The 18,282-nt window shown below is 63.6% G+C and carries 18 protein-coding genes; 5 read left to right on the forward strand and 13 right to left on the reverse strand.

The annotated features are described in order from the left end of the window. Positions 1-542: 542 nt before the first annotated feature. The 6 genes from msrQ to H681_RS20945 all read right to left on the reverse strand — a co-directional run bounded on the left by msrQ (position 543) and on the right by H681_RS20945 (position 6,478). A complete protein-coding gene (gene msrQ, locus H681_RS20920; RefSeq protein WP_015478886.1) occupies positions 543-1,151 on the reverse strand; it encodes a protein-methionine-sulfoxide reductase heme-binding subunit MsrQ in 609 nt (202 codons plus the stop codon). Continuing rightward, on the reverse strand, positions 1,151-2,161 hold the full coding sequence (gene msrP, locus H681_RS20925; protein ID WP_015478887.1) for a protein-methionine-sulfoxide reductase catalytic subunit MsrP: 1,011 nt from the start codon (positions 2,159-2,161) through the stop codon (positions 1,151-1,153). The genes msrQ and msrP overlap by 1 nt, the downstream gene beginning before the upstream one ends. A 57-nt stretch (positions 2,162-2,218) precedes the next feature. After that, positions 2,219-3,043: a CDP-diacylglycerol--serine O-phosphatidyltransferase gene (pssA, locus tag H681_RS20930; RefSeq protein ID WP_015478888.1), complete on the reverse strand. Its 825-nt coding sequence runs from the start codon at positions 3,041-3,043 to the stop codon at positions 2,219-2,221. 149 nt (positions 3,044-3,192) lie between these two features. Further along, positions 3,193-4,209 carry a ketol-acid reductoisomerase gene (gene ilvC, locus H681_RS20935; protein ID WP_015478889.1) on the reverse strand — a complete coding sequence of 339 codons (1,017 nt, stop codon included), beginning with the start codon at positions 4,207-4,209 and terminating at the stop codon, positions 3,193-3,195. A gap of 44 nt (positions 4,210-4,253) precedes the next feature. Continuing rightward, a complete protein-coding gene (gene ilvN, locus H681_RS20940) occupies positions 4,254-4,745 on the reverse strand; it encodes an acetolactate synthase small subunit (protein ID WP_015478890.1) in 492 nt (163 codons plus the stop codon). Positions 4,746-4,747: 2 nt separating this feature from the next. After that, positions 4,748-6,478: an acetolactate synthase 3 large subunit gene (locus H681_RS20945; protein ID WP_015478891.1), complete on the reverse strand. Its 1,731-nt coding sequence runs from the start codon at positions 6,476-6,478 to the stop codon at positions 4,748-4,750. Between the two features lie 404 nt (positions 6,479-6,882). On the opposite strand from H681_RS20945, the gene H681_RS20950 reads away from it, so the two are divergent. Beyond that, a complete protein-coding gene (locus H681_RS20950) occupies positions 6,883-7,329 on the forward strand; it encodes a DUF4124 domain-containing protein (RefSeq protein ID WP_041712186.1) in 447 nt (148 codons plus the stop codon). 14 nt (positions 7,330-7,343) lie between these two features. Here H681_RS20950 and H681_RS20955 read toward each other — a convergent pair whose 3' ends face one another. From H681_RS20955 to mrcB, 3 genes are read right to left on the reverse strand one after another with little or no spacing between them, the layout of a single operon-like run. Beyond that, a complete protein-coding gene (locus H681_RS20955) occupies positions 7,344-7,673 on the reverse strand; it encodes a YqcC family protein (protein WP_015478893.1) in 330 nt (109 codons plus the stop codon). Continuing rightward, positions 7,673-8,512, reverse strand: coding sequence for a tetratricopeptide repeat protein (locus tag H681_RS20960; RefSeq protein WP_041712188.1), 840 nt, complete (start codon positions 8,510-8,512; stop codon positions 7,673-7,675). Before H681_RS20960 ends, H681_RS20955 begins: the two co-directional genes overlap by 1 nt. 16 nt (positions 8,513-8,528) lie before the next feature. Next, on the reverse strand, positions 8,529-10,853 hold the full coding sequence (gene mrcB, locus H681_RS20965; RefSeq protein WP_080636251.1) for a penicillin-binding protein 1B: 2,325 nt from the start codon (positions 10,851-10,853) through the stop codon (positions 8,529-8,531). Between the two features lie 207 nt (positions 10,854-11,060). Here mrcB and H681_RS20970 point away from each other — a divergent pair, with 207 nt between their 5' ends. The 3 genes from H681_RS20970 (at position 11,061) to H681_RS20980 (ending at position 13,980) form a co-directional block, all read left to right on the forward strand. Further along, a complete protein-coding gene (locus tag H681_RS20970; RefSeq protein WP_015478896.1) occupies positions 11,061-12,623 on the forward strand; it encodes a bifunctional aminoglycoside phosphotransferase/ATP-binding protein in 1,563 nt (520 codons plus the stop codon). Between the two features lie 179 nt (positions 12,624-12,802). Beyond that, complete coding sequence (locus H681_RS20975) at positions 12,803-13,075, forward strand: TfoX/Sxy family protein (RefSeq protein WP_015478897.1); 273 nt, start codon at positions 12,803-12,805, stop codon at positions 13,073-13,075. A gap of 104 nt (positions 13,076-13,179) precedes the next feature. Then, complete coding sequence (locus tag H681_RS20980; protein ID WP_015478898.1) at positions 13,180-13,980, forward strand: Crp/Fnr family transcriptional regulator; 801 nt, start codon at positions 13,180-13,182, stop codon at positions 13,978-13,980. 530 nt (positions 13,981-14,510) lie between these two features. Here the strand turns inward: H681_RS20980 and H681_RS20985 are convergent. The 4 genes from H681_RS20985 to H681_RS26095 are packed head-to-tail and all read right to left on the reverse strand — an operon-like array spanning position 14,511 to position 17,462. Next, the gene (locus H681_RS20985) at positions 14,511-15,398 is read right to left on the reverse strand and encodes a ChaN family lipoprotein (RefSeq protein WP_015478899.1); all 888 of its coding nucleotides are present in this window, start codon (positions 15,396-15,398) and stop codon (positions 14,511-14,513) included. 11 nt (positions 15,399-15,409) lie between these two features. Beyond that, positions 15,410-16,177, reverse strand: coding sequence for a heme ABC transporter ATP-binding protein (locus H681_RS20990; protein ID WP_015478900.1), 768 nt, complete (start codon positions 16,175-16,177; stop codon positions 15,410-15,412). Then, a complete protein-coding gene (locus tag H681_RS20995) occupies positions 16,177-17,160 on the reverse strand; it encodes a FecCD family ABC transporter permease (protein ID WP_086009624.1) in 984 nt (327 codons plus the stop codon). The genes H681_RS20990 and H681_RS20995 overlap by 1 nt, the downstream gene beginning before the upstream one ends. A 50-nt stretch (positions 17,161-17,210) precedes the next feature. After that, complete coding sequence (locus H681_RS26095) at positions 17,211-17,462, reverse strand: hypothetical protein (RefSeq protein ID WP_236620496.1); 252 nt, start codon at positions 17,460-17,462, stop codon at positions 17,211-17,213. Positions 17,463-17,948: 486 nt separating this feature from the next. Between H681_RS26095 and H681_RS21000 the strand changes: the two genes are divergently transcribed. Beyond that, positions 17,949-18,278, forward strand: a complete 330-nt coding sequence (locus H681_RS21000) for a Rieske (2Fe-2S) protein (RefSeq protein ID WP_015478902.1) — start codon at positions 17,949-17,951, stop codon at positions 18,276-18,278. The last annotated feature ends 4 nt before the right edge of the window (positions 18,279-18,282 follow it).

Genomic DNA, 18,282 nt, shown 5'->3' on the forward strand with positions numbered 1-18,282 from the left:
AATACTGCTTGGGTTTTGAGAAAACCCTAAACTTGGCTCAGCAATCGCATGCTCAATTTAATGAGCTAAAACTCTCGAATTCACGAGTGTTACTTGCGTTGCTGATAATCAGTCGATCATCAGTCTTACATCACAAGCACCCACACGAATTGCTTGATTCGACTTGTTAAAGAGCAGTTGGTTAAGGCTTTCGTCTCAACCGAGGCGCGCATTCTACGCTAACCTCTCTTTCCGTCAAGCTTTATTTTTCGAAAATTTCTTTTCTACTCAATCGCTTGTGCTTCAGCGAAGGAAACCTTCGCATCAGCGGGAGGCGCATTCTACAGCGATCAAACTCGCTGTCAAGCACCTCGATGATCTTCTTTCAACCGCTGCCGGAGCGGCAAGCTGAAAGCGGCAAGTGACTCACCCGCCTGACCACCACCCTCAATTAGAACCACTGTAAGTGCTTGATTTTCAAGCTATTTCAGCGCTTCGTCGCTGGGAGTGGTGCGCATTATAGGGACTTGAAACGACCCGTCAACACATTTCTGCAAGAAATTTCAGTCGGTTATGAATCGGCTACGGAGCAAGGGCAGTTGGCGCGCCACTGGCGGTAGCCGCAGGAGCATCAGGAAGCACCCGATTGCCGCATAGATGGCCCAGCGCTCCAGATCGGAGCGGACTACCCACAGCATATGCAATAGGCCCAGGGCGAGGATGACATATATCAGGCGATGCAGTTTCTTCCATCCGCTACCCAGCTTGCGCATGCTGTAGCGGTTGGAGGTGACTGCCATCGCCAGTAGCCCGAGGAACGCGGTGACACCCACGAAGATATAAGGACGCTTGCGCAGTTCGACACCCAGTTGCGCCCAGTCCAGCCCTAGAATGAAGATGGCATAGGCACTCAGGTGCAGCGCGATATAGGTGAAGCACCACAGGCCCAGTTGCCGGCGCACCTGTATCCAGCCATTCCAGCGGGTAAGCTTCTGCAGCGGCGTCATCGACAGGGTAATCAGCAGCAGGATCAACCCACCCTGCCCCAATCGGTCGACCAGCGCCTTCCCCGGGTCAGGCCCGAGGGCGAAGATCCACGCCTGGTACAACCAATAGAGTGGCGGCAACAAGGCGGAAACGAACACAGCGCCGCGCCACAATGGATTGCGCATCAGTAATCCTTCCTCAAGTCCATGCCCGCATAGAGCGAAGCCACCTCATCGGCATAGCCGTTGAACATGAGGGTGGGACGAACATTGGGGCTGAATAGTCCACTGGGCAGACGGCGCTCCCGCGCCTGAGTCCAGCGCGGGTGATCGACCGTCGGATTCACGTTGGCATAGAAGCCGTACTCGTCCGGGGCCAGGCTTTGCCAGGTGGTCTTCGGCTGCGCCGCGACGAAGCTGATGCGTACGATGGACTTGGCGCCCTTGAAACCGTATTTCCACGGCACGATCAACCGCAGTGGCGCACCGTTCTGGTTGGCCAGTACCCGGCCGTACATACCGACCGCGAGAATGGCCAGAGGGTGCATGGCCTCATCCATGCGCAGCCCCTCGACATAGGGCCAGTCGATCAGGGCGAAGTTGGACTGCACACCCGGCATGTCCTGACGATCCACCAGAGTCTCGAAGCGCACGAACCTGGCGTTGCTGGTCGGCTCGGCCCGCTTGATCAGTTCCGAGAGCGGAAAACCGATCCAGGGAATGACCATCGACCAGGCCTCGACACAGCGCAGCCTATAGATGCGCTCCTCCAACTGATACGGCTTGATGAAATCTTCCAGCGCGTATTTGCCGGGCTTGTTCACCTCGCCATCGACTACCACCGACCAGGGTTCGGTTTTCAGCGCTCCGGCATTGGCGGCGGGATCACCTTTATCCGGGCCGAATTCATAGAAGTTGTTGTAGTTCGTCGCATCCTTGAAAGGCGTAATCGCCTCATCCTTCACTGTGACGGCATCCCAGCGGGTAGCCGCAAGCTTCTCGCCCAACCAGGCAGGAGGCTGCGCCGCCTCGACATCGGCGTAGCGTCCACCCTCGGCAAAGCTCAAGCGAGGCAGTCCGGACAGCGCGGCAGCCGCTATCGCACCAGACATGAACTGGCGACGGGAGAAATAGAGGGATTCGGGTGTGACTTCCGATTCGTGGCAATCGGAAAGGCGGGACGACTTGATCAGCATGACGGGCTCCGCAACGACTGGCTGTATGCGCCAGTAGACTGCGGAGCCCGCTGGAAATTACACGGCAGGCGGCTGCTTGCGACGGCGCAACTGCAGCAAGTATTGCACCGGGCCGGAGGCGGCGTATGCAAGGAACAGCAGCAGCAGGATGCGCGGCGGGTCGGTGAAGACCACGGCGAACGCCAGCACTACCACCAGGATCGCCACGAACGGCACGCGGCCGCGCAGGTCCAGGTCCTTGAAGCTGTAGTACTTGATGTTGCTGACCATCAGCATGCCAGCGGCGGCAACCATCAGCGCGACCAGCAGGGACACCTTGGCGCCCTGGACGTCGAAGTCGGCAAACGCCCATACGGTACCGGCTACCAGCGCTGCGGCGGCCGGACTGGCCAGGCCGATGAAGTAGCGCTTGTCGGCCTTGCCCACCTGGGTGTTGAAGCGCGCCAGACGCAGCGCGGCGCCGGCGACATAGATGAAGGCAACCATCCAGCCGACCTTGCCCAGGCTGCTCAGCGCCCACTCGAAGGCAACCAGCGCCGGCGCAACACCGAAGGCGACCATGTCGGACAACGAGTCGTACTCGGCGCCGAATGCACTCTGGGTGTTGGTCAGGCGAGCGACGCGGCCGTCGAGGCCATCGAGCACCATCGCGACGAAGATGGCAATGGCGGCATTGGAGAAGTCGCCGCTCATGGCATTGATGATGGCGTACAAGCCGGTGAACAGCGCCGCCGTGGTAAACAGGTTGGGCAGCAGGTAGATGCCGCGATGGCGGACCTTGCGGCCTTCGGCGTCGTGGCCCTCTTCGATGTGCTCATCGATGGGCAGCAGACTTTCTTCGGTGTCGGAAGCCTTGTTCGGCTCCTCGTGACCTTCACTCATGGACGATTCCTTGAGAACTCGTTGAGGCTGAGATTCGCCGGGGCACGCTACTGCGCTGACGGCCCTGGCGCCCCCGCTTTATACCAGATCACCGCCCTAGAACGAAAAAACGCGGCCAGCGCCGCGTTTCTTCGTTTGTCGAAAAGACCTTAGTTCTTGGACTTGTCGACGATCTTGTTGGCAGCGATCCACGGCATCATCGCGCGCAGCTTCTCACCAACCACTTCGATGCCATGGGCAGCGTTGTTGCGGCGGTAAGCGGTCATCGACGGGTAGTTGGTGGCGCCTTCGGAGATGAACATCTTGGCGTATTCGCCGTTCTGGATGCGCTTCAGAGCGTTGCGCATGGCAGCACGGGATTCGGCGTTGATCACTTCCGGACCGGTCACGTACTCGCCGTATTCGGCGTTGTTGGAGATCGAGTAGTTCATGTTGGCGATGCCGCCCTCGAACATGAGGTCAACGATCAGCTTCAGCTCGTGCAGGCACTCGAAGTAGGCCATTTCCGGCGCGTAACCGGCTTCGACCAGGGTCTCGAAACCGGCTTTCACCAGCTCGACGCAACCGCCACAGAGGACGGCCTGCTCGCCGAACAGGTCGGTTTCGGTCTCGTCCTTGAAGGTGGTTTCGATGATGCCGGTACGGCCGCCGCCAACGCCACAGGCGTAGGACAGGGCGACGTTCTTGGCATTGCCCGAAGCGTCCTGGTAGATGGCGATCAGGTCAGGGATGCCGCCGCCCTTGACGAACTCGGAACGTACGGTGTGGCCCGGGGCCTTCGGCGCGATCATGATCACGTCGAGGTCGGCACGCGGAACGACCTGGTTGTAGTGGATGGAGAAGCCGTGAGCGAAGGCCAGGGTAGCGCCCTTCTTCAGGTTCGGCTCGACCTCGTCCTTGTACAGGCGGCCCTGGAACTCGTCCGGGGTCAGAATCATCACCAGGTCGGCGGAAGCAACGGCTTCGGCTACTTCGGCCACTTTCAGGCCGTGGTTCTGGGCCTTGGCAACGGAGGAAGAACCCGCACGCAGGCCGACGGTGACGTCGACGCCGGAGTCTTTCAGGTTGCAGGCGTGGGCGTGGCCCTGGGAACCGTAACCGATGATGGCAACTTTCTTGCCCTGAACGATGGAGAGGTCACAGTCTTTATCGTAGAAAACGCGCATTTGGGTAATCCCCTGTCAGTTGGCCTCGTGGGCCGTATTTCAAATCAGATGCTGAGAGTCTTGTCGCCACGGGCGATACCGGTGACGCCACTGCGGACAACCTCGAGGATCGACGCGGTGCCGATGGCCTGGATGAAGCTGTCCAGCTTGTCGCTGGTACCGGCCAGCTGCACGGTATAGACGCTGCTGGTGACGTCGACGATCTGCCCGCGGAAGATGTCGGTGGTGCGCTTGACCTCGGCGCGCTGGGCGCCGGTGGCCTTCACTTTCACCAGCATCAGCTCGCGCTCGATGTGTGCGCTTTCCGAGAGATTCACCAGTTTTACCACCTCGATGAGCTTGTTGAGGTTCTTGGTGATCTGCTCGATGACCTCATCCTGACCAGCGGTGGTCAGGGTCAGGCGCGACAGCGTCGGATCCTCGGTCGGGGCGACCGTCAGGCTTTCGATGTTGTAGTTGCGCTGAGAGAACAGGCCGACAATGCGGGAGAGCGCACCGGGTTCGTTTTCCAGCAGCAGGGAAATGATGTGTCGCATGATCAGGTACGCTCCGTCTTGCTCAGCCACATGTCGCGCATCGCACCGCCGCGGATCTGCATCGGGTAGACGTGCTCGCTGGTATCGACCTGGATGTCGAGGAAGACCAGGCGGTTCTTCATCGCGAAGGCTTCTTCCATCTTCGGCTTCAGGTCTTTCAGGTCGGTGATGCGCATGCCAACGTGGCCATAGGCTTCAGCCAGCTTGACGAAGTCCGGCAGCGATTCCATGTAGGAGTGCGAGTAGCGGCTGTTGTACTGCATGTCCTGCCATTGGCGGACCATGCCCAGCGCACCGTTGTTCAGGTTGATGATCTTCACCGGCAGGTCGTACTGCAGGCAGGTGGACAGCTCCTGAATGTTCATCTGGATGCTGCCTTCACCGGTCACGCAGGCGACGTCGGCGTCGGGGAAGTTCAGCTTCACGCCCATCGCCGCCGGGAAGCCGAAGCCCATAGTGCCCAGGCCGCCGGAGTTGATCCAGCGATTGGGCTTGTTGAAGCGGTAGTACTGCGCCGCGAACATCTGGTGCTGGCCCACGTCGGAGGCCACGTAGGCATCGCCGTGGGTGACTTCGCAGAGGGTCTCGATCACGGTCTGCGGCTTGATGATGCTGCCGTCACCCATGCTGTACGGGAACAGGCCGCGGTTGCCGCGCCATTCCTCGATCTGCTTCCACCAGGCAGCCTGGGCTTCCTTGTTCGGGGTCTCGCCGATTTCCTTGAGGATCGCGACCATTTCGGTCAGGACGCTGTCCACCGGACCGACGATCGGGATGTCGGCCTTGACGGTCTTGGAGATCGAGGCCGGGTCGATGTCGACATGGATGATCTTGGCGTTCGGACAGAACTTGGCCGCGGTCTCGCCGTTGATCACGCGATCGTCGAAACGCGCGCCGACAGCGAAGATCACGTCAGCGTGGTGCATCGCGAGGTTCGCGGTGTAGCTGCCGTGCATGCCGAGCATGCCGACGAACTGGCGATCGGTGCCCGGATAGCCACCCAGCCCCATCAGGGTGTTGGTGACCGGCACGTTGAGCATGCGCGCCACTTCGGTCAACGGCTCGGCGGCATTGCCCATGATCACGCCGCCACCGGCGTAGATGATCGGGCGCTTGGCGGACAGCAGCATCTCGGCGGCCTTGCGGATCTGGCCGGAATGGCCACGGACCGCCGGGCTGTAGGAGCGCAGCTTGACCTTCTTCGGGTAGCTGTATTCGAACTTCTGGGTCGGATCGCCCATGTCCTTCGGAATATCGATCACCACCGGGCCGGGACGGCCGGACTGGGCGATATAGAAGGCCTTCTTGATGACCTCGGGGATTTCCGACGGATGCTTGATGATGAAGCTGTGCTTCACGATCGGGCGGGAGATACCGACCATGTCGGTTTCCTGGAACGCGTCGGTACCGACCATGTTGCTCGCCACCTGGCCGGAGATCACCACCATCGGGATGGAGTCCATGTAGGCGGTGGCGATGCCGGTCACGGCATTGGTCGCACCTGGGCCGGAGGTCACCAGCACGACGCCGGGCTTGCCGGTGGCGCGCGCATAGCCGTCGGCCATGTGAGTGGCGGCCTGCTCGTGGCGAACCAGGATATGGGTTACTTCGTTCTCTTTGAAGAGAGCGTCGTAGATATGCAGGAGGGCACCGCCCGGGTACCCGTAGATGTACTTAACGCCTTCGTCACGCAACGAGCGGACGACCATTTCAGCGCCGGATAAAAGCTCCACGTTGTCACCTCTAGAACGCTATATACGGAAACCCCCGACGTGGGGGACCGACTTGGATGGCTGCCCGGCAGACATGGGCGAATGTGATCGCCGGCTACGTCGACTGCCGATTGAGCAGAACCTGGAGACAATCCTGTGTGTGTTACGGAGAGCCTCCACCCAGCGCGAGGTAACGCGAAACAGGGTGAAACTTTGCGGCGCGGGTAGCACCTCTTGTCTGCCGAGTAAAACCAGCTTGCGGCCGGCCCACTGCAGCGAATCTTGGATTCTTCTGATTCAGGAGGAGCAAGTCAAGCCATATATAGCTTTTGGATGAAGCGGGGATGTGAACTTTCTCCGAGTGAATAAGCTGGCGATTTGGTTATAGTTATCGACAGACTCCGCACCCCAAGGATCGACAACGCATGCGACGGACGATTTTCATGGGCAGCCTGCTGCTCGCACTGGCCCCGACCGTGATGGCCGCGCAGGTCTACAAGTGGGTGGACGCTCAGGGTGTCACACACTTCGGCGCGCAGCCGCCGGAAGGCACCAGCGCCGCCACCGTCAACACCAACACCACCCAGCCCAAATCGAACTTCCCGCCGCCTCCCCCGCCCAAACCGGCCCCGCCGGCATCCGGCACGGACGACAAGCAGAAGGCGCTGGATGACAAGGTACGCCAGGAAGTTGCCAACCAGGACGCCGCACAGGCGCAGCGTTGCTCGCAGGCGCGGGAAAACCTGGCTCAGCTCAAGAACAATCCGCGCGTTCGCGTGCAGGAAAACGGTGAGTACCGCCGCATCACCGAGGAAGAGCGGCAGCAACGCATCAGCGACAGCGAAAAAGCCATCCGGGAAAGCTGCAACTGACGCAGCAAACGCGCTCAGTGCTTCCCGGTGATCAACCGGTCGAATGCGCTGAGCGCCTCCAGTAGCGCCCGTGTGCGCGCGCCTTCATTGGCATAGGCTTCGTCGGCGATCTCGCGGATGCCTGACGCGGAAGGCAGGTCGGCGCCCGTTTCGATGATCAGCTTCATGCGCGGCAGGAATATCCACTGAAGCCACTCCTCCAGCGCCAGCGTATCCACACAGAACGGCTCCTGGCTGGAAAGCGCCTCCTGCGACGGACGCTCCTCCCCCCACAGCCCGATGGCACGCATCTCACGCTCGATCAGCAGCAACTGATCCGCAATCGCCGGCAGTCGATCGTCCATCACAGGGTCACCTTGGCTTTCTGCCGGGCCTCGGCAGCGCCGGCGGCATCGCCTTGCTGCTCACGGCACTTGGCAATCAGATCCCACAGGCTGGCCTGCAGGGTCGGGCGACCACCGGCCAACGACAGCCCGCGGCGCGCCACCTGCTCGGCCTGAGCGGCATCGCCCTGGGCCAGACGCACCTGGGCCAGTTTGTAGAGCACCTGCGGCTCGCGTGGAGCGATGCGCTGGGCGCGCTCCAGGCTGGCCGCGGCACCGTTGAGATCGCCACCGCCCTGCTGTTGCGAGGCGGTGGTCAGCAGAGCCAGCACCGGACCATCGAGCTGCTCGTCAGCGGCCAGGCCGGTGTTGCTCGACGGAATGCCCGACGGCGCCTTGTAGCCACCCTGGTTGTAGGTGCTGCCCTGGGTGGACGGCGCCGAAGGCTGGGTCTGGTACACCGGCTGCTGGTAGGTCTGCGACTGGAAACCACCGCTCGAGGTAATGCCACCGCTGGTGGAAATCGGCTGCTGCGAATAGGTCGAGCCGGCACCGCCCGGCGCGGTCGTCATCGGCGAGGTGCTGATCGGCGCCGCACCGGTCTGCGCCGGGAAGGTCTGGATCGGTGCGGCACCGGCATCCTTCGGCACCATCACGGTGACGCCGGAATCGCCCTGGGGAATACTCTGCCCGGCATTGGCGGAAGCCGGCGCCTGATAGTTGCCGCCGCTGCGGCCCACGCGTTCCGAGTTGGAAACGGCGGTGCCGGAATCCTGCACCGGGATCGCACCGTGCTGCGGGGATGCACAACCGGACAGAAGCGCCAGAGTCGCCGACGCCGCAAAGCATGCTTTTCTCACTTCCAATCCTCTCGCATCAGTTCAACCAGCCACGCACCCAGTCCATGACCTCATTGGCCGGCGTCTGGTTTCCGCAACCGGCGCCAGCGGCCGGTTCGCTTCCTCGAATATAAGGCATCTGCACCGCACCGGGGCAGTTGGCATCGGTGCCCTGCCCGGTGTGCGGATCGACCCAGGCCTGCACCACATTATCCGGCATCGGCATGTCCAGCGGCAGCGGATCGGCCTTGCGCATGAAGCTGGTCCAGATCTGCAGGGCGCCAGTGGCGCCGGTGAGCGGTGTCTTGCCGTTGTCGTCACGGCCGATCCAGACCACCGCCAACAGGTCCTGGCCGAAACCGGAGAACCAGCTGTCGCGGGAGTCGTTGGTGGTACCGGTCTTGCCGGCCAGGGTCAGCGACAACGGCAAGCGGTTGTAGACCGAGCGCGCCGTGCCTTCGCGCATCACACGCTGCATGGCGTTCTGTACCAGGTAGATGGCACCCGGATCGAAGCGCTGCTGGACCTGGAACGGATAACGCTTGAGCGGCTGCCCATCGGACGCCAGTACGCTGCGAATGCTGCGCAACGGCGTGTTGAAGCCGCCGCTGGCGATGGTCTGGTACATGGTCGCCACCTGCATCGGGCTCAGCGCGCCGGCGCCCAGTAGCATCGACGGATAGGCCGGCCAGTTCGGCGAAACGCCCAGGCGCTCCAGGGTTTTCAGCACATTCGGCACGCCCAGGTCCAGGCCGAGCTTGGCCGTGGAGAGGTTCAGCGAATTGGCCAGCCCCTGGTAGAGGAAGATGGTGCCGCGCGACTGGTGATCGTAGTTCTGCGGCTTCCACACTTGTCCGTCCTTGCCCTTCACCTGGAACGGCTCGTCCTGGATGTAGCTGGTCAGGGTGTACTGGCTCGGCCGCTCCAGCGCAGTCAGGTAGACCGCCGGCTTGACCAGCGAACCGATCGGGCGCACGGCATCGATGGCACGGTTGAAACCGGCGAAGCGCGGGTCGCGGCTACCGATCAGCGCCTGGACCTCGCCGGTTTCCGGGTTGGTCACCACCATCGCCGTCTCGGTTTCGGCCACACCCTTGCGGCCCTCGAGGCGCTTGAAGGTCTCGCTGACGGCGGACTCGGCCTTCATCTGCAGGATCGGATCGAAGCTGGTGAAGATGCGCAGGCCTTCCTCGGTCAGGTCTTCATCCCGATAGTCTTCGCGCAACTGGCGCTTCACCAGATCGAGGAAGGCCGGGTAGGAACTGTTGGCCATGCTGCCCTGACGGGTCACGCCCAGCGGCGCCTTCTTGGCGACGGCGGCCTCCTCGGGGGTAATCACGCCCTGTTCGGCGAGCACGTCGAGCACCACGTTGCGACGCTCCATCGCACGCTCCGGATTGCGGCGCGGGTTGTAATAGGACGGCCCTTTCACCATGCCGACCAGCAGCGCGACCTGCGGCAGCTTCAGCTCCGCCAGCGGCTGGCTGAAGAAGTACTGGCTGGCGAGGCCGAAGCCATTCACCGAACGCTGGCCGTCCTGGCCGAGGAACACCTCGTTCAGGTAGCTCTCGAGGATTTCGCGCTTGTCGTAATGCAGTTCCAGCAGCACCGCCATCATGGCTTCGGTGAGCTTGCGCGACAGGCTGCGTTCGTTGGTCAGGAAGAAGTTCTTCACCAACTGCTGGGTCAGGGTACTGCCGCCCTGGCGCAGTTGCCCGGCGCTGGCATTGACCCAGACGGCACGGGCGATGGACTTGATCGAGACGCCGTGGTGGCTCCAGAAATCGCGGTCTTCCACTGCCACCAGGGTATCGATCAGGTACGGCGGCACCTGGTCCAGCTTGATCAGGATGCGGTCTTCGTTGTGCGCAGGGTACAGGCCGCCGATCAGCAACGGCTCCATGCGCGCCACCGCGAGCTCGGAGCCATTGGCACGGGTCAGTCCGGTGACCGAGTTGCCGGAGAAGCGCACGCGAATCCGTTGGGCGGGCTCGGCACCTTCATAGAACTGGAAGCCGCGGGTGTTGAGCTCGACCGAATTACCGGACACCGAGGCGGCGCCGGGCCCGTTCACCGCGCTCTCGCGACGATAACCCAGGGCGTCCAGCTCGCGCAGGAAGTCGTCCTTGCCCAGTTTCAGGCCGACGAACAGCTCCAGCGGGCGCGCATACACCTTGGCGGGAATGGTCCAGCGCTTGCCGGAGAATTTCTCCTGGACAACCGCATCGAGGTACACGGCAAAACCGGCCAGCACCACCAGCCCAACCAGGCCGAGCTTGAGAGCCCAGCCCAGCCACTTGCGCATGGCGGGCGACGATTTGCCGCTTTTTTTACGGGATTTGGAAGATCGGGGACGCGTCATGGCGGCGCATTATACGTACTTTATCCACAGGGGACAGACACCGTTCCAGACGGTATCCGGGTTCTTGTCAGGCGCCGAGGCTGGGTAGCGCCGCGACTGCCGTGCTTCGACCTCGGCGCGACGGATTGGTTGCCGGGCGGTGTTTGCACCATCGGACCCAGCGGCCATAATGCCTGCCTCTCGAAAATAGACAGACAAGGACATAACGTGAGCCAGACTCTGATCGCAGCGCTGCAGAACCCGGCGCTCTACCCTCATCCGGTCGAAAGCGTCCGGGTCATCGAAACCCATATTTCCTGGGTCCTGCTCACCGGCTCCTACGTCTACAAGATCAAGAAGCCCGTCAACTTCGGCTTCCTCGACTTCACCGACCTCGCCGCGCGCAAGCACTTCTGCGAGGAGGAACTGCGCCTCAACCAGCGCCTCACCGAAGGCCTGTACCTCGACGTCCTGCCGATCACCGGCAGCGAGAGCGCTCCGCGCCTGGGCGGCGAAGGTCCGGCCATCGAATACATGATCCAGTGCCGCGAGTTCCCGCAGACCCAACTGCTCAGCGAAGTGCAGGCCCGTGGCGAACTCGGCGCCCTGCACATCGATGGCCTGGCGCGGCAGATCGCCGAGTTCCACCAGCGCACCCCGCAGGTTCCGGCCGAACACCCGCTGGGCACCCCGGACGCCTGCATGGCGCCGGTGCGACAGAACTTCGAACAGATCCGTCCGATGCTCTCCGACAAGGCCGACCTGCTGCAGCTCGACGCCCTGGAAGCCTGGGCCGAATCCAGCTTCGATCGCCTGCACAGTGTGTTCGAGTCGCGCAAGGCCAACGGCTTCATCCGTGAGTGCCACGGCGACATCCACCTGGGCAACGCCGCCATCATCGACGGCAAGGTGGTGCTGTTCGACTGCATCGAGTTCAACGAACCGTTCCGCTTCACCGACGTCACCGCCGACTACGCCTTCCTCGCGATGGATCTGGAAGACCGCGGCCTGAAATGCCTGTCGCGGCGCTTCGTCAGCCAGTACCTGGAATACACCGGCGACTACCAGTCGCTGGAACTGCTGAACTTCTACAAGGCCTACCGCGCCCTGGTGCGCGCCAAGATCGCCCTGTTCAGCCTGGCGCACCAGACCGACGCCGTGCAGAAAGCCGCGACCCTGCGCCAGTACCGCAACTACGCCAACCTGGCGGAAAGCTACAGTGCCATTCCCTCGCGCTTCCTCGCCGTGACGGTCGGCGTATCCGCCGTCGGCAAGAGCCAGGTGGCGCTGCGCCTGGTGGAAGCCCTGGGCGCCATCCGCCTGCGCTCCGATGTCGAGCGCAAGCGCCTGTTCGGCGAGCAGAGCGCCGAACAGCGCGGCCAACACCAGGCCGGCATCTACAATGCCGACGCCACGATGGGCACCTACCAGCGCCTCAACGCCCTGGCGGCGGACATCCTGCGCGCCGGCTATCCGGTGGTGCTCGACGCCACGTTCCTCAAGCGCGAACAGCGCGCGGCCGCCTGGAAGATGGCCGAGGAAACCGGCGTGCCCTTCCTCATCCTCGACTGTCACGCGCCGGAAAGCGTCATCGCCGGCTGGCTCACCCAGCGCCAGAACGAAGGCAACGACCCATCGGACGCCACCCTGCAGACCATCCAGGCCCAGCAGGCCGGACGCGAGTCGCTCAGCAACGAAGAACAACAGCACAGCAAGCGCGTCGATACCCCGGACGCCGCCAGCCTGGACGCCCTGGTCGCCAGCATCCGCCAGCGCCTGCCGGGGCTCTGATCCCCTCCCCCGCCTGCGCTGCCAGGAAGGCGGCGCAGGCCCTCGCGCCCCGTCGCCCTGCCGTTCGCGCAGGGCGATATCAGAAAGCCACGCTACACTTCCCCTGGCATACCTGGCCGTCATGAGCAGTTCACGGCCCTTTAGACCCATGCCATCGTGCCGCATCGCAAGGACCGACGATGAACGACGAACTGCTGCACCTGAAGAACCTTGGCAAGACCTCCGCCCAGTGGCTGCACGCCGTCGGCATCCACAGTGCGTCCGACCTCCGCCGCCTGGGTGCCGTAGGCGCTTACCGGGCGGTCCGGGCCCGTGGTTTCCGAGCCTCGAAGGTGCTCCTGTACGCCATCGAGGGCGCCTTGCTCGACGTGCACTGGAACGACCTCCCACCGGCACACAAAGCCGCCCTCCTAGGCGAACTTGAGACATTCCCCATAAGGAACAAGAGCTAGCTCACAAGCTCTGTGGGAAAATCTTTACGCTAAAGTACCTGTCCACTTATGGTTTCAGGGCCCTTCGTGCGCCCTCGACTGCCGCCATTCAAGGAATTACGGCCATGTACTTACTCGGTGAACAACCTGCCTATGCCGATCAACTGATCAACCGCCTGCAGGGGATTCCGGCGCAACTGCTCGACGGCCTGGCGCCCTGCGGCGAACCGATCCGTCTCGAGCGCTCCGACGACCTCGAGGCCGAGTTGCCCGGCAAGCATCTGTTCCTTGTCGAGAATGGCCTGATCCACGCCCTGGTGGATGAACGCCCGCTGTTCTACCAGCAGGAAGGCGACCTGATCGGCCTGCGGCAGGGCATCGACCTGCCGCCCTGCCGTTACGTCAGCGAAGAGCCGTTGTGCCTGATCCCTTTTTCGCGCAGCGACGTGCTCCGCCATATCCATGACGACGAGCACCGCCAGGAGCAGTTCCTGCACTACCTGATCGGCCACACCGCCCTGCTCTCCGACGCCCTGGCGCACCTGAAGCAGCCGGAGATCCGGCCGGCCACCGGCTTCCAGCATTTCGCCGCCGGCGCCCAGCTGATCCAGCAGGGGGACGACGCCGAGCACGTGTTCATCATCATCGAGGGGCACGCCGAGGCCTTCGTCGACGGGCAGAAGGTCGGCGATGTACAGAAGGACGAGATTTTCGGCGCGATGGCCGTGTTCACCCGCGAGAAGCGCAGCGCCTCGGTGATCGCCAGCGAACCCTGCACGGTGATGGTCATCCCCAAGGACCAGTTCCTCGGCCTGATGCAAAGCAACCCGCGCATCGCCCACAGCCTGATCGAGGGCATGGCCCGGCGCATCGACTTGCTGAACAAGGAAGTCACCCAACTGCGCGTGCAGCGCCAGGCGGGCTGAGGCCCAGCTTCCGCCAGAAGCCCGGCCCAGCGCCGGGCTTTTCGTTTTCCACGGGGAAGATTTTTCGCGGGCGCGAAAAACTTTTCGAAAGGAGGTTGACTCTCAAATGATAATGATTATTATTGATTCATCTGGTCGCGAGGCCAGACGATAAGCTCAAGAGACCACGCAGTCGGACTCTTCAGATTATCTCCTCATCAGGCTAATCACGGTTTTAGACCCGGCACCTTGCCGGGTCTTTTTTTGCCTGGATTTCTGCATCGAGGGCGGTGATCGCCGCGAATCCACTCCCAACGATCGCCATCGCAGAAAAAGCATTGACTCTCGAATGATAATGGTTATTATTAACTCACTGGCCGCGAGGCCAGTTGGATAAGCTCAAGGGACCATGCAGTCGGACTCTTCAGATTATCTCCTCATCAGGCTAATCACGGTTTCGACCCGGCACTTTGCCGGGTCTTTTTTTTGTCCGCGGAAAAGCAGCACCAAGAAAACGGGCCCGCAGGCTCCGTTCGTCACCGATCGCCATCCTACTGCCGCAGTGCCGCGCAATGATCCGTCGGCGGCAGCGCCGGTGTGTACCAGACGTAGTCCGCCTGCTCCGGCGCGACGGCCCTGCCCACTTCGGCCAGCATCAGCACCCGCATGCCCTGCCCCGCCCCCAGATCCTCCAGATGCAGGGGCACCCCCAGATCACGCCGCGCATGGAAGCCGCCGGCAATCAGCAGCGCCGGCTCGGGCGCGTCCTTCAGGCGCTCCGCGATGCGCCGGTCGCGTTGCTGCTGCACCGCCAGCATCGCCGGCAACTGACTTTCCGGCAGCAGACCGCAGTGGGATTCGCGGATATCGTCGAGCAGACGCTCACGCACGCCGCTCGCCGTAGAGTGGGCGCCCTCCAGAACTGGCGGCTCGGCATAGATGCGCATGATCTCGCTGCGATCCAGGTTCGCCGACAGCAGCGGCGTGGGCTGCTTCACCAGCCAGGTCACCAGCGGACCGTAGAGCGACCAGTCCCAACCCGGCTGCCAGGCCAGGGCGCCGATCAGATCCTGTGGAAGCTCACCCTTGTCCGCCGCGGCCTGCGTGGCGGCAACACGCGCCTGCTGGTTCGGGTTGATCATCTCCATCGACACGCTGCCGCTCGGGCGGCGCTCCGCCAGCGCGCGCGCCAGCCAGAGTTCCAGGGCGTGATGGTCCGGGTTGTCATGCTGCTCACCCACCAGCACCCGCGGCGCCTTGGCCAGCCGGTCGAGCAGTTGCTGCGGCGTCAGCCGCTCGCCGCTGTGCAGGTCGCGGATGACACCCAGGTCGGCACTGTCACGCCCCTCGGGACTCTGCCAGGCCGGCAGCGGCGGCGCAGAGGTCTGGCTCTGGCAGGCGGCCAACAGCGCCAGCAGGGGAAGCAGAAGATACCTCACGTGAACTCCTTTCAGCGGGCGATGATCAGCGGGTGGCCGCGCTCGGGGTGCTGCTGGACCAACACCTCCAGTCCGAACACCGTACGCAGCGGCTCGGCACGCAGTACGTCTTCCGGCGTGCCCAACAGATGCGGCCGCCCCTGGTGCAGCAACAACAGGCGATCACAGTAGCGCGCCGCCAGGTTCAGGTCATGCAGGATCACCAGTACCGCTGCGCCGCGATTGGCAAATTCGCGCACAGCCTGCAGCGTGGTGTGCTGGTGCAACGGATCGAGCGCCGAGGTTGGCTCGTCCAGCAGCAGCACCTGCTCCGCGCCGCCCGGCCAGAGCTGCGCCAGCACCCGCGCCAGGTGCACACGCTGGCGCTCGCCACCGGAGAGCGCCAGGTAGCTGCGCCCCATCAGGTGCAGCGCATCCGCCGCCTCCAGGGCCGCCGCGATGATCTCGCCGTCACGCTGACGACCGCTGTCGTGCGGCAGGCGTCCGAACCCCACCACCGCCTCGACGGTGAACGCGAAGTTCAGCGTCGATGACTGCGGCAGTACCGCCAGGCGGCGCGCCCGGTCAGCGCCCTGCCAGTCCGACAGCGGCCGATCATCCAGCCTCACGGCGCCACCGGACAGCGGCAGCTCGCCATTGAGCGCCCCCAGCAGGGTGCTCTTGCCCGCTCCGTTCGGTCCCAGTACACCGAGCACCTGGCCCGGCTGCAGGGCCAGCGTGACATCCTGCAAGACCGTCTGCGCGCCGCGCTTCACCCGCAGGTTTTCCGCCGTCAGCATCAGGAGCGCCCCCGCAGCAGCAGGTAAAGGAAGAATGGCGCGCCGATCAGCGCCGTGACGATGCCGATCGGCAACTCCGCAGGCGCCAGCGCCAGCCGCGCCACGAGATCGGCAAGCAACAGCAGAATGGCGCCGCCGAACATGGACGCCGGCAGCAGCACCCGGTGATCCGGGCCGACGATCAGGCGCAACAGGTGCGGCACCACCAGGCCGATGAAGCCGATCATGCCGGCCGCCGCCACCGCCGCCCCGACGCCCAGCGCCGTGCAGAGAATCAGTTCGACCTTGAGGCGTTCGACATCGAAACCCAGATGGCGCGCCTCCGACTCGCCCAGCAGCAGCGCATTCAGCGCATCCACCCGGTGCGGCAGCCAGCAGGCCACCAGCAGGGTGACCAGCAGCAAGGGCCACAACCGGGGATAACTGGCGCCGTTCAGGCTGCCGAGGTTCCAGAAGGTCAGGGTGCGCAGCGTGGCGTCGTCGGCCAGGTAAGTGAACAGGCCGATCAGCGCCCCCGCCAACGCGGTGAGCGCGATACCCGCCAGCAGCATGGTGGCCACGCTGGTCTGCCCGTTGTGCCGCCCCAGGCGATAGACCAGCGCCGTGACCAGCAGGCCGCCGGCGAATGCACAGGCGGAGAGCAGGTAGGGCGCGAAGGCTTCCGGCAGCCCGCCGATGGACGCGCCGAAGACGATGGCCACCGCCGCCCCCAGGGCCGCGCCACTGGAAACGCCGATCAGGCCGGGATCGGCCAGCGGGTTGCGGAACAGCCCCTGCATGGCCACGCCGGCCAGCGCCAGCACCCCGCCGGTGGCGACGCCCAGCAAGGTGCGCGGCAGGCGGATCTGGCCAACGATCAACTCGGCCTGTCCCAGTCCATCGGCGGACACCGGCAGGCCGAACAGGCGCGCCAGCGCCCGCAGCGTGTCGCCCAGGGGCAGGCTCACCGGCCCGAGGGCCAGTGATAGCCAGACAACCAGCAGCAGAAGAAAACCAAGGAGCGGGAACAGCGGTCGAGCAGCAACGATCCGAGTCAAGGACGACTTTCCGAGTTCAGGGCCTGGGCGGAAGGATAAGAGGCGCGGGAAAGACTGGCCAACCCCTCTGGAATACGCGGCCCCGGAGCATCGACCAGAAGCGTCGCATCGAGGCTCGCCACGCGGCCGCCGCGTACCGCGCGAGTCGCCGCCAGGCCGGGGTTCTGCCGGAGCAGTGCGGCGCGCAGCGCCTGCCAGGCGCGGTACAGTTCAGGGGACGACCGGGGCATCGGGCTCGGGATCGTCATCGCGGAAATCCTCATTCGTCGGAGAGCCGCTGCATCGCGCGACGAGGACGCAGCGTGCCGTAACGAACCCGAATCATGATAATAATTTGCATTTAGATTTACCTGGCGCTATGGTCTGCGCCGAATATCCATCCGACGGGCATCACGCGACCATTTCCCTGCCAACGCCTGAAAAACGCACCCGGGGACCTCAATCCACCTCAGGAGTGTGTTCGGCTGCGGTATGATGCCCCACCCTGGCGCCCGCACGACATCGACGAAACCGAGACGCCCACCCCGTACACGCCCGGTCGCCAAGGCCCGCTGGTGCCGAGCGACTGGGCGAAGATCAGCGACGACCTTCATCACCGAGAACAGTCCTCCGCCAGGATCGCACGTCTGCCGCGGCCAAGCCGATGTCCGCCTTTCTTCAGCACACGGATGTGCACCCTCTTCCGGTCCCGTCCTGTGGGCGCGGATAATGCCCGCCCTGAATGGAGAACCCGGATGATCCTGCTCTGCTCCCCGCATGAACTGGCTGAAGGCCAGAGCCGGGGCTTCAAGGCCGCCGGCCTGAATCTTTTCGTAGTGCGCCGCCAGGGCCGTCTCTATGCCTACCGCAACCGCTGTCCGCACCGGGAAATTCCGCTGGGTTACGACGCGGAGCAGTATCTCGACGCCAGCGGCCGGCTGCTGCAATGCGGACACCACGGCGCGCTGTTCCTGATCGAGACCGGCGAATGCATCCAGGGGCCATGCCTGGGGGATGTGCTGGAATCGCTGCCGTGCAGGGAGGATGAGCAAGGGATCTGGCTGGATGCGATGGACCACGCCTAGGCTG

This window comes from Pseudomonas sp. ATCC 13867 (assembly GCF_000349845.1).
Taxonomy (GTDB): domain Bacteria; phylum Pseudomonadota; class Gammaproteobacteria; order Pseudomonadales; family Pseudomonadaceae; genus Pseudomonas.

Excerpts from the sequence above, each read along its gene's own strand:
- ilvN (WP_015478890.1), bottom strand. The coding sequence starts at position 4,745 with ATGCGACACATCATTTCCCTGCTGCTGGAAAACGAACCCGGTGCGCTC.
- msrQ (WP_015478886.1), bottom strand. The coding sequence starts at position 1,151 with ATGCGCAATCCATTGTGGCGCGGCGCTGTGTTCGTTTCCGCCTTGTTG.
- H681_RS20980 (WP_015478898.1), top strand. The coding sequence starts at position 13,180 with ATGTACTTACTCGGTGAACAACCTGCCTATGCCGATCAACTGATCAAC.
- H681_RS20975 (WP_015478897.1), top strand. The coding sequence starts at position 12,803 with ATGAACGACGAACTGCTGCACCTGAAGAACCTTGGCAAGACCTCCGCC.
- H681_RS20950 (WP_041712186.1), top strand. The coding sequence starts at position 6,883 with ATGCGACGGACGATTTTCATGGGCAGCCTGCTGCTCGCACTGGCCCCG.
- H681_RS21000 (WP_015478902.1), top strand. The coding sequence starts at position 17,949 with ATGATCCTGCTCTGCTCCCCGCATGAACTGGCTGAAGGCCAGAGCCGG.
- H681_RS20990 (WP_015478900.1), bottom strand. The coding sequence starts at position 16,177 with ATGCTGACGGCGGAAAACCTGCGGGTGAAGCGCGGCGCGCAGACGGTC.
- pssA (WP_015478888.1), bottom strand. The coding sequence starts at position 3,043 with ATGAGTGAAGGTCACGAGGAGCCGAACAAGGCTTCCGACACCGAAGAA.
- mrcB (WP_080636251.1), bottom strand. The coding sequence starts at position 10,853 with ATGACGCGTCCCCGATCTTCCAAATCCCGTAAAAAAAGCGGCAAATCG.
- H681_RS20955 (WP_015478893.1), bottom strand. The coding sequence starts at position 7,673 with ATGGACGATCGACTGCCGGCGATTGCGGATCAGTTGCTGCTGATCGAG.
- H681_RS26095 (WP_236620496.1), bottom strand. The coding sequence starts at position 17,462 with ATGACGATCCCGAGCCCGATGCCCCGGTCGTCCCCTGAACTGTACCGC.
- ilvC (WP_015478889.1), bottom strand. The coding sequence starts at position 4,209 with ATGCGCGTTTTCTACGATAAAGACTGTGACCTCTCCATCGTTCAGGGC.
- msrP (WP_015478887.1), bottom strand. The coding sequence starts at position 2,161 with ATGCTGATCAAGTCGTCCCGCCTTTCCGATTGCCACGAATCGGAAGTC.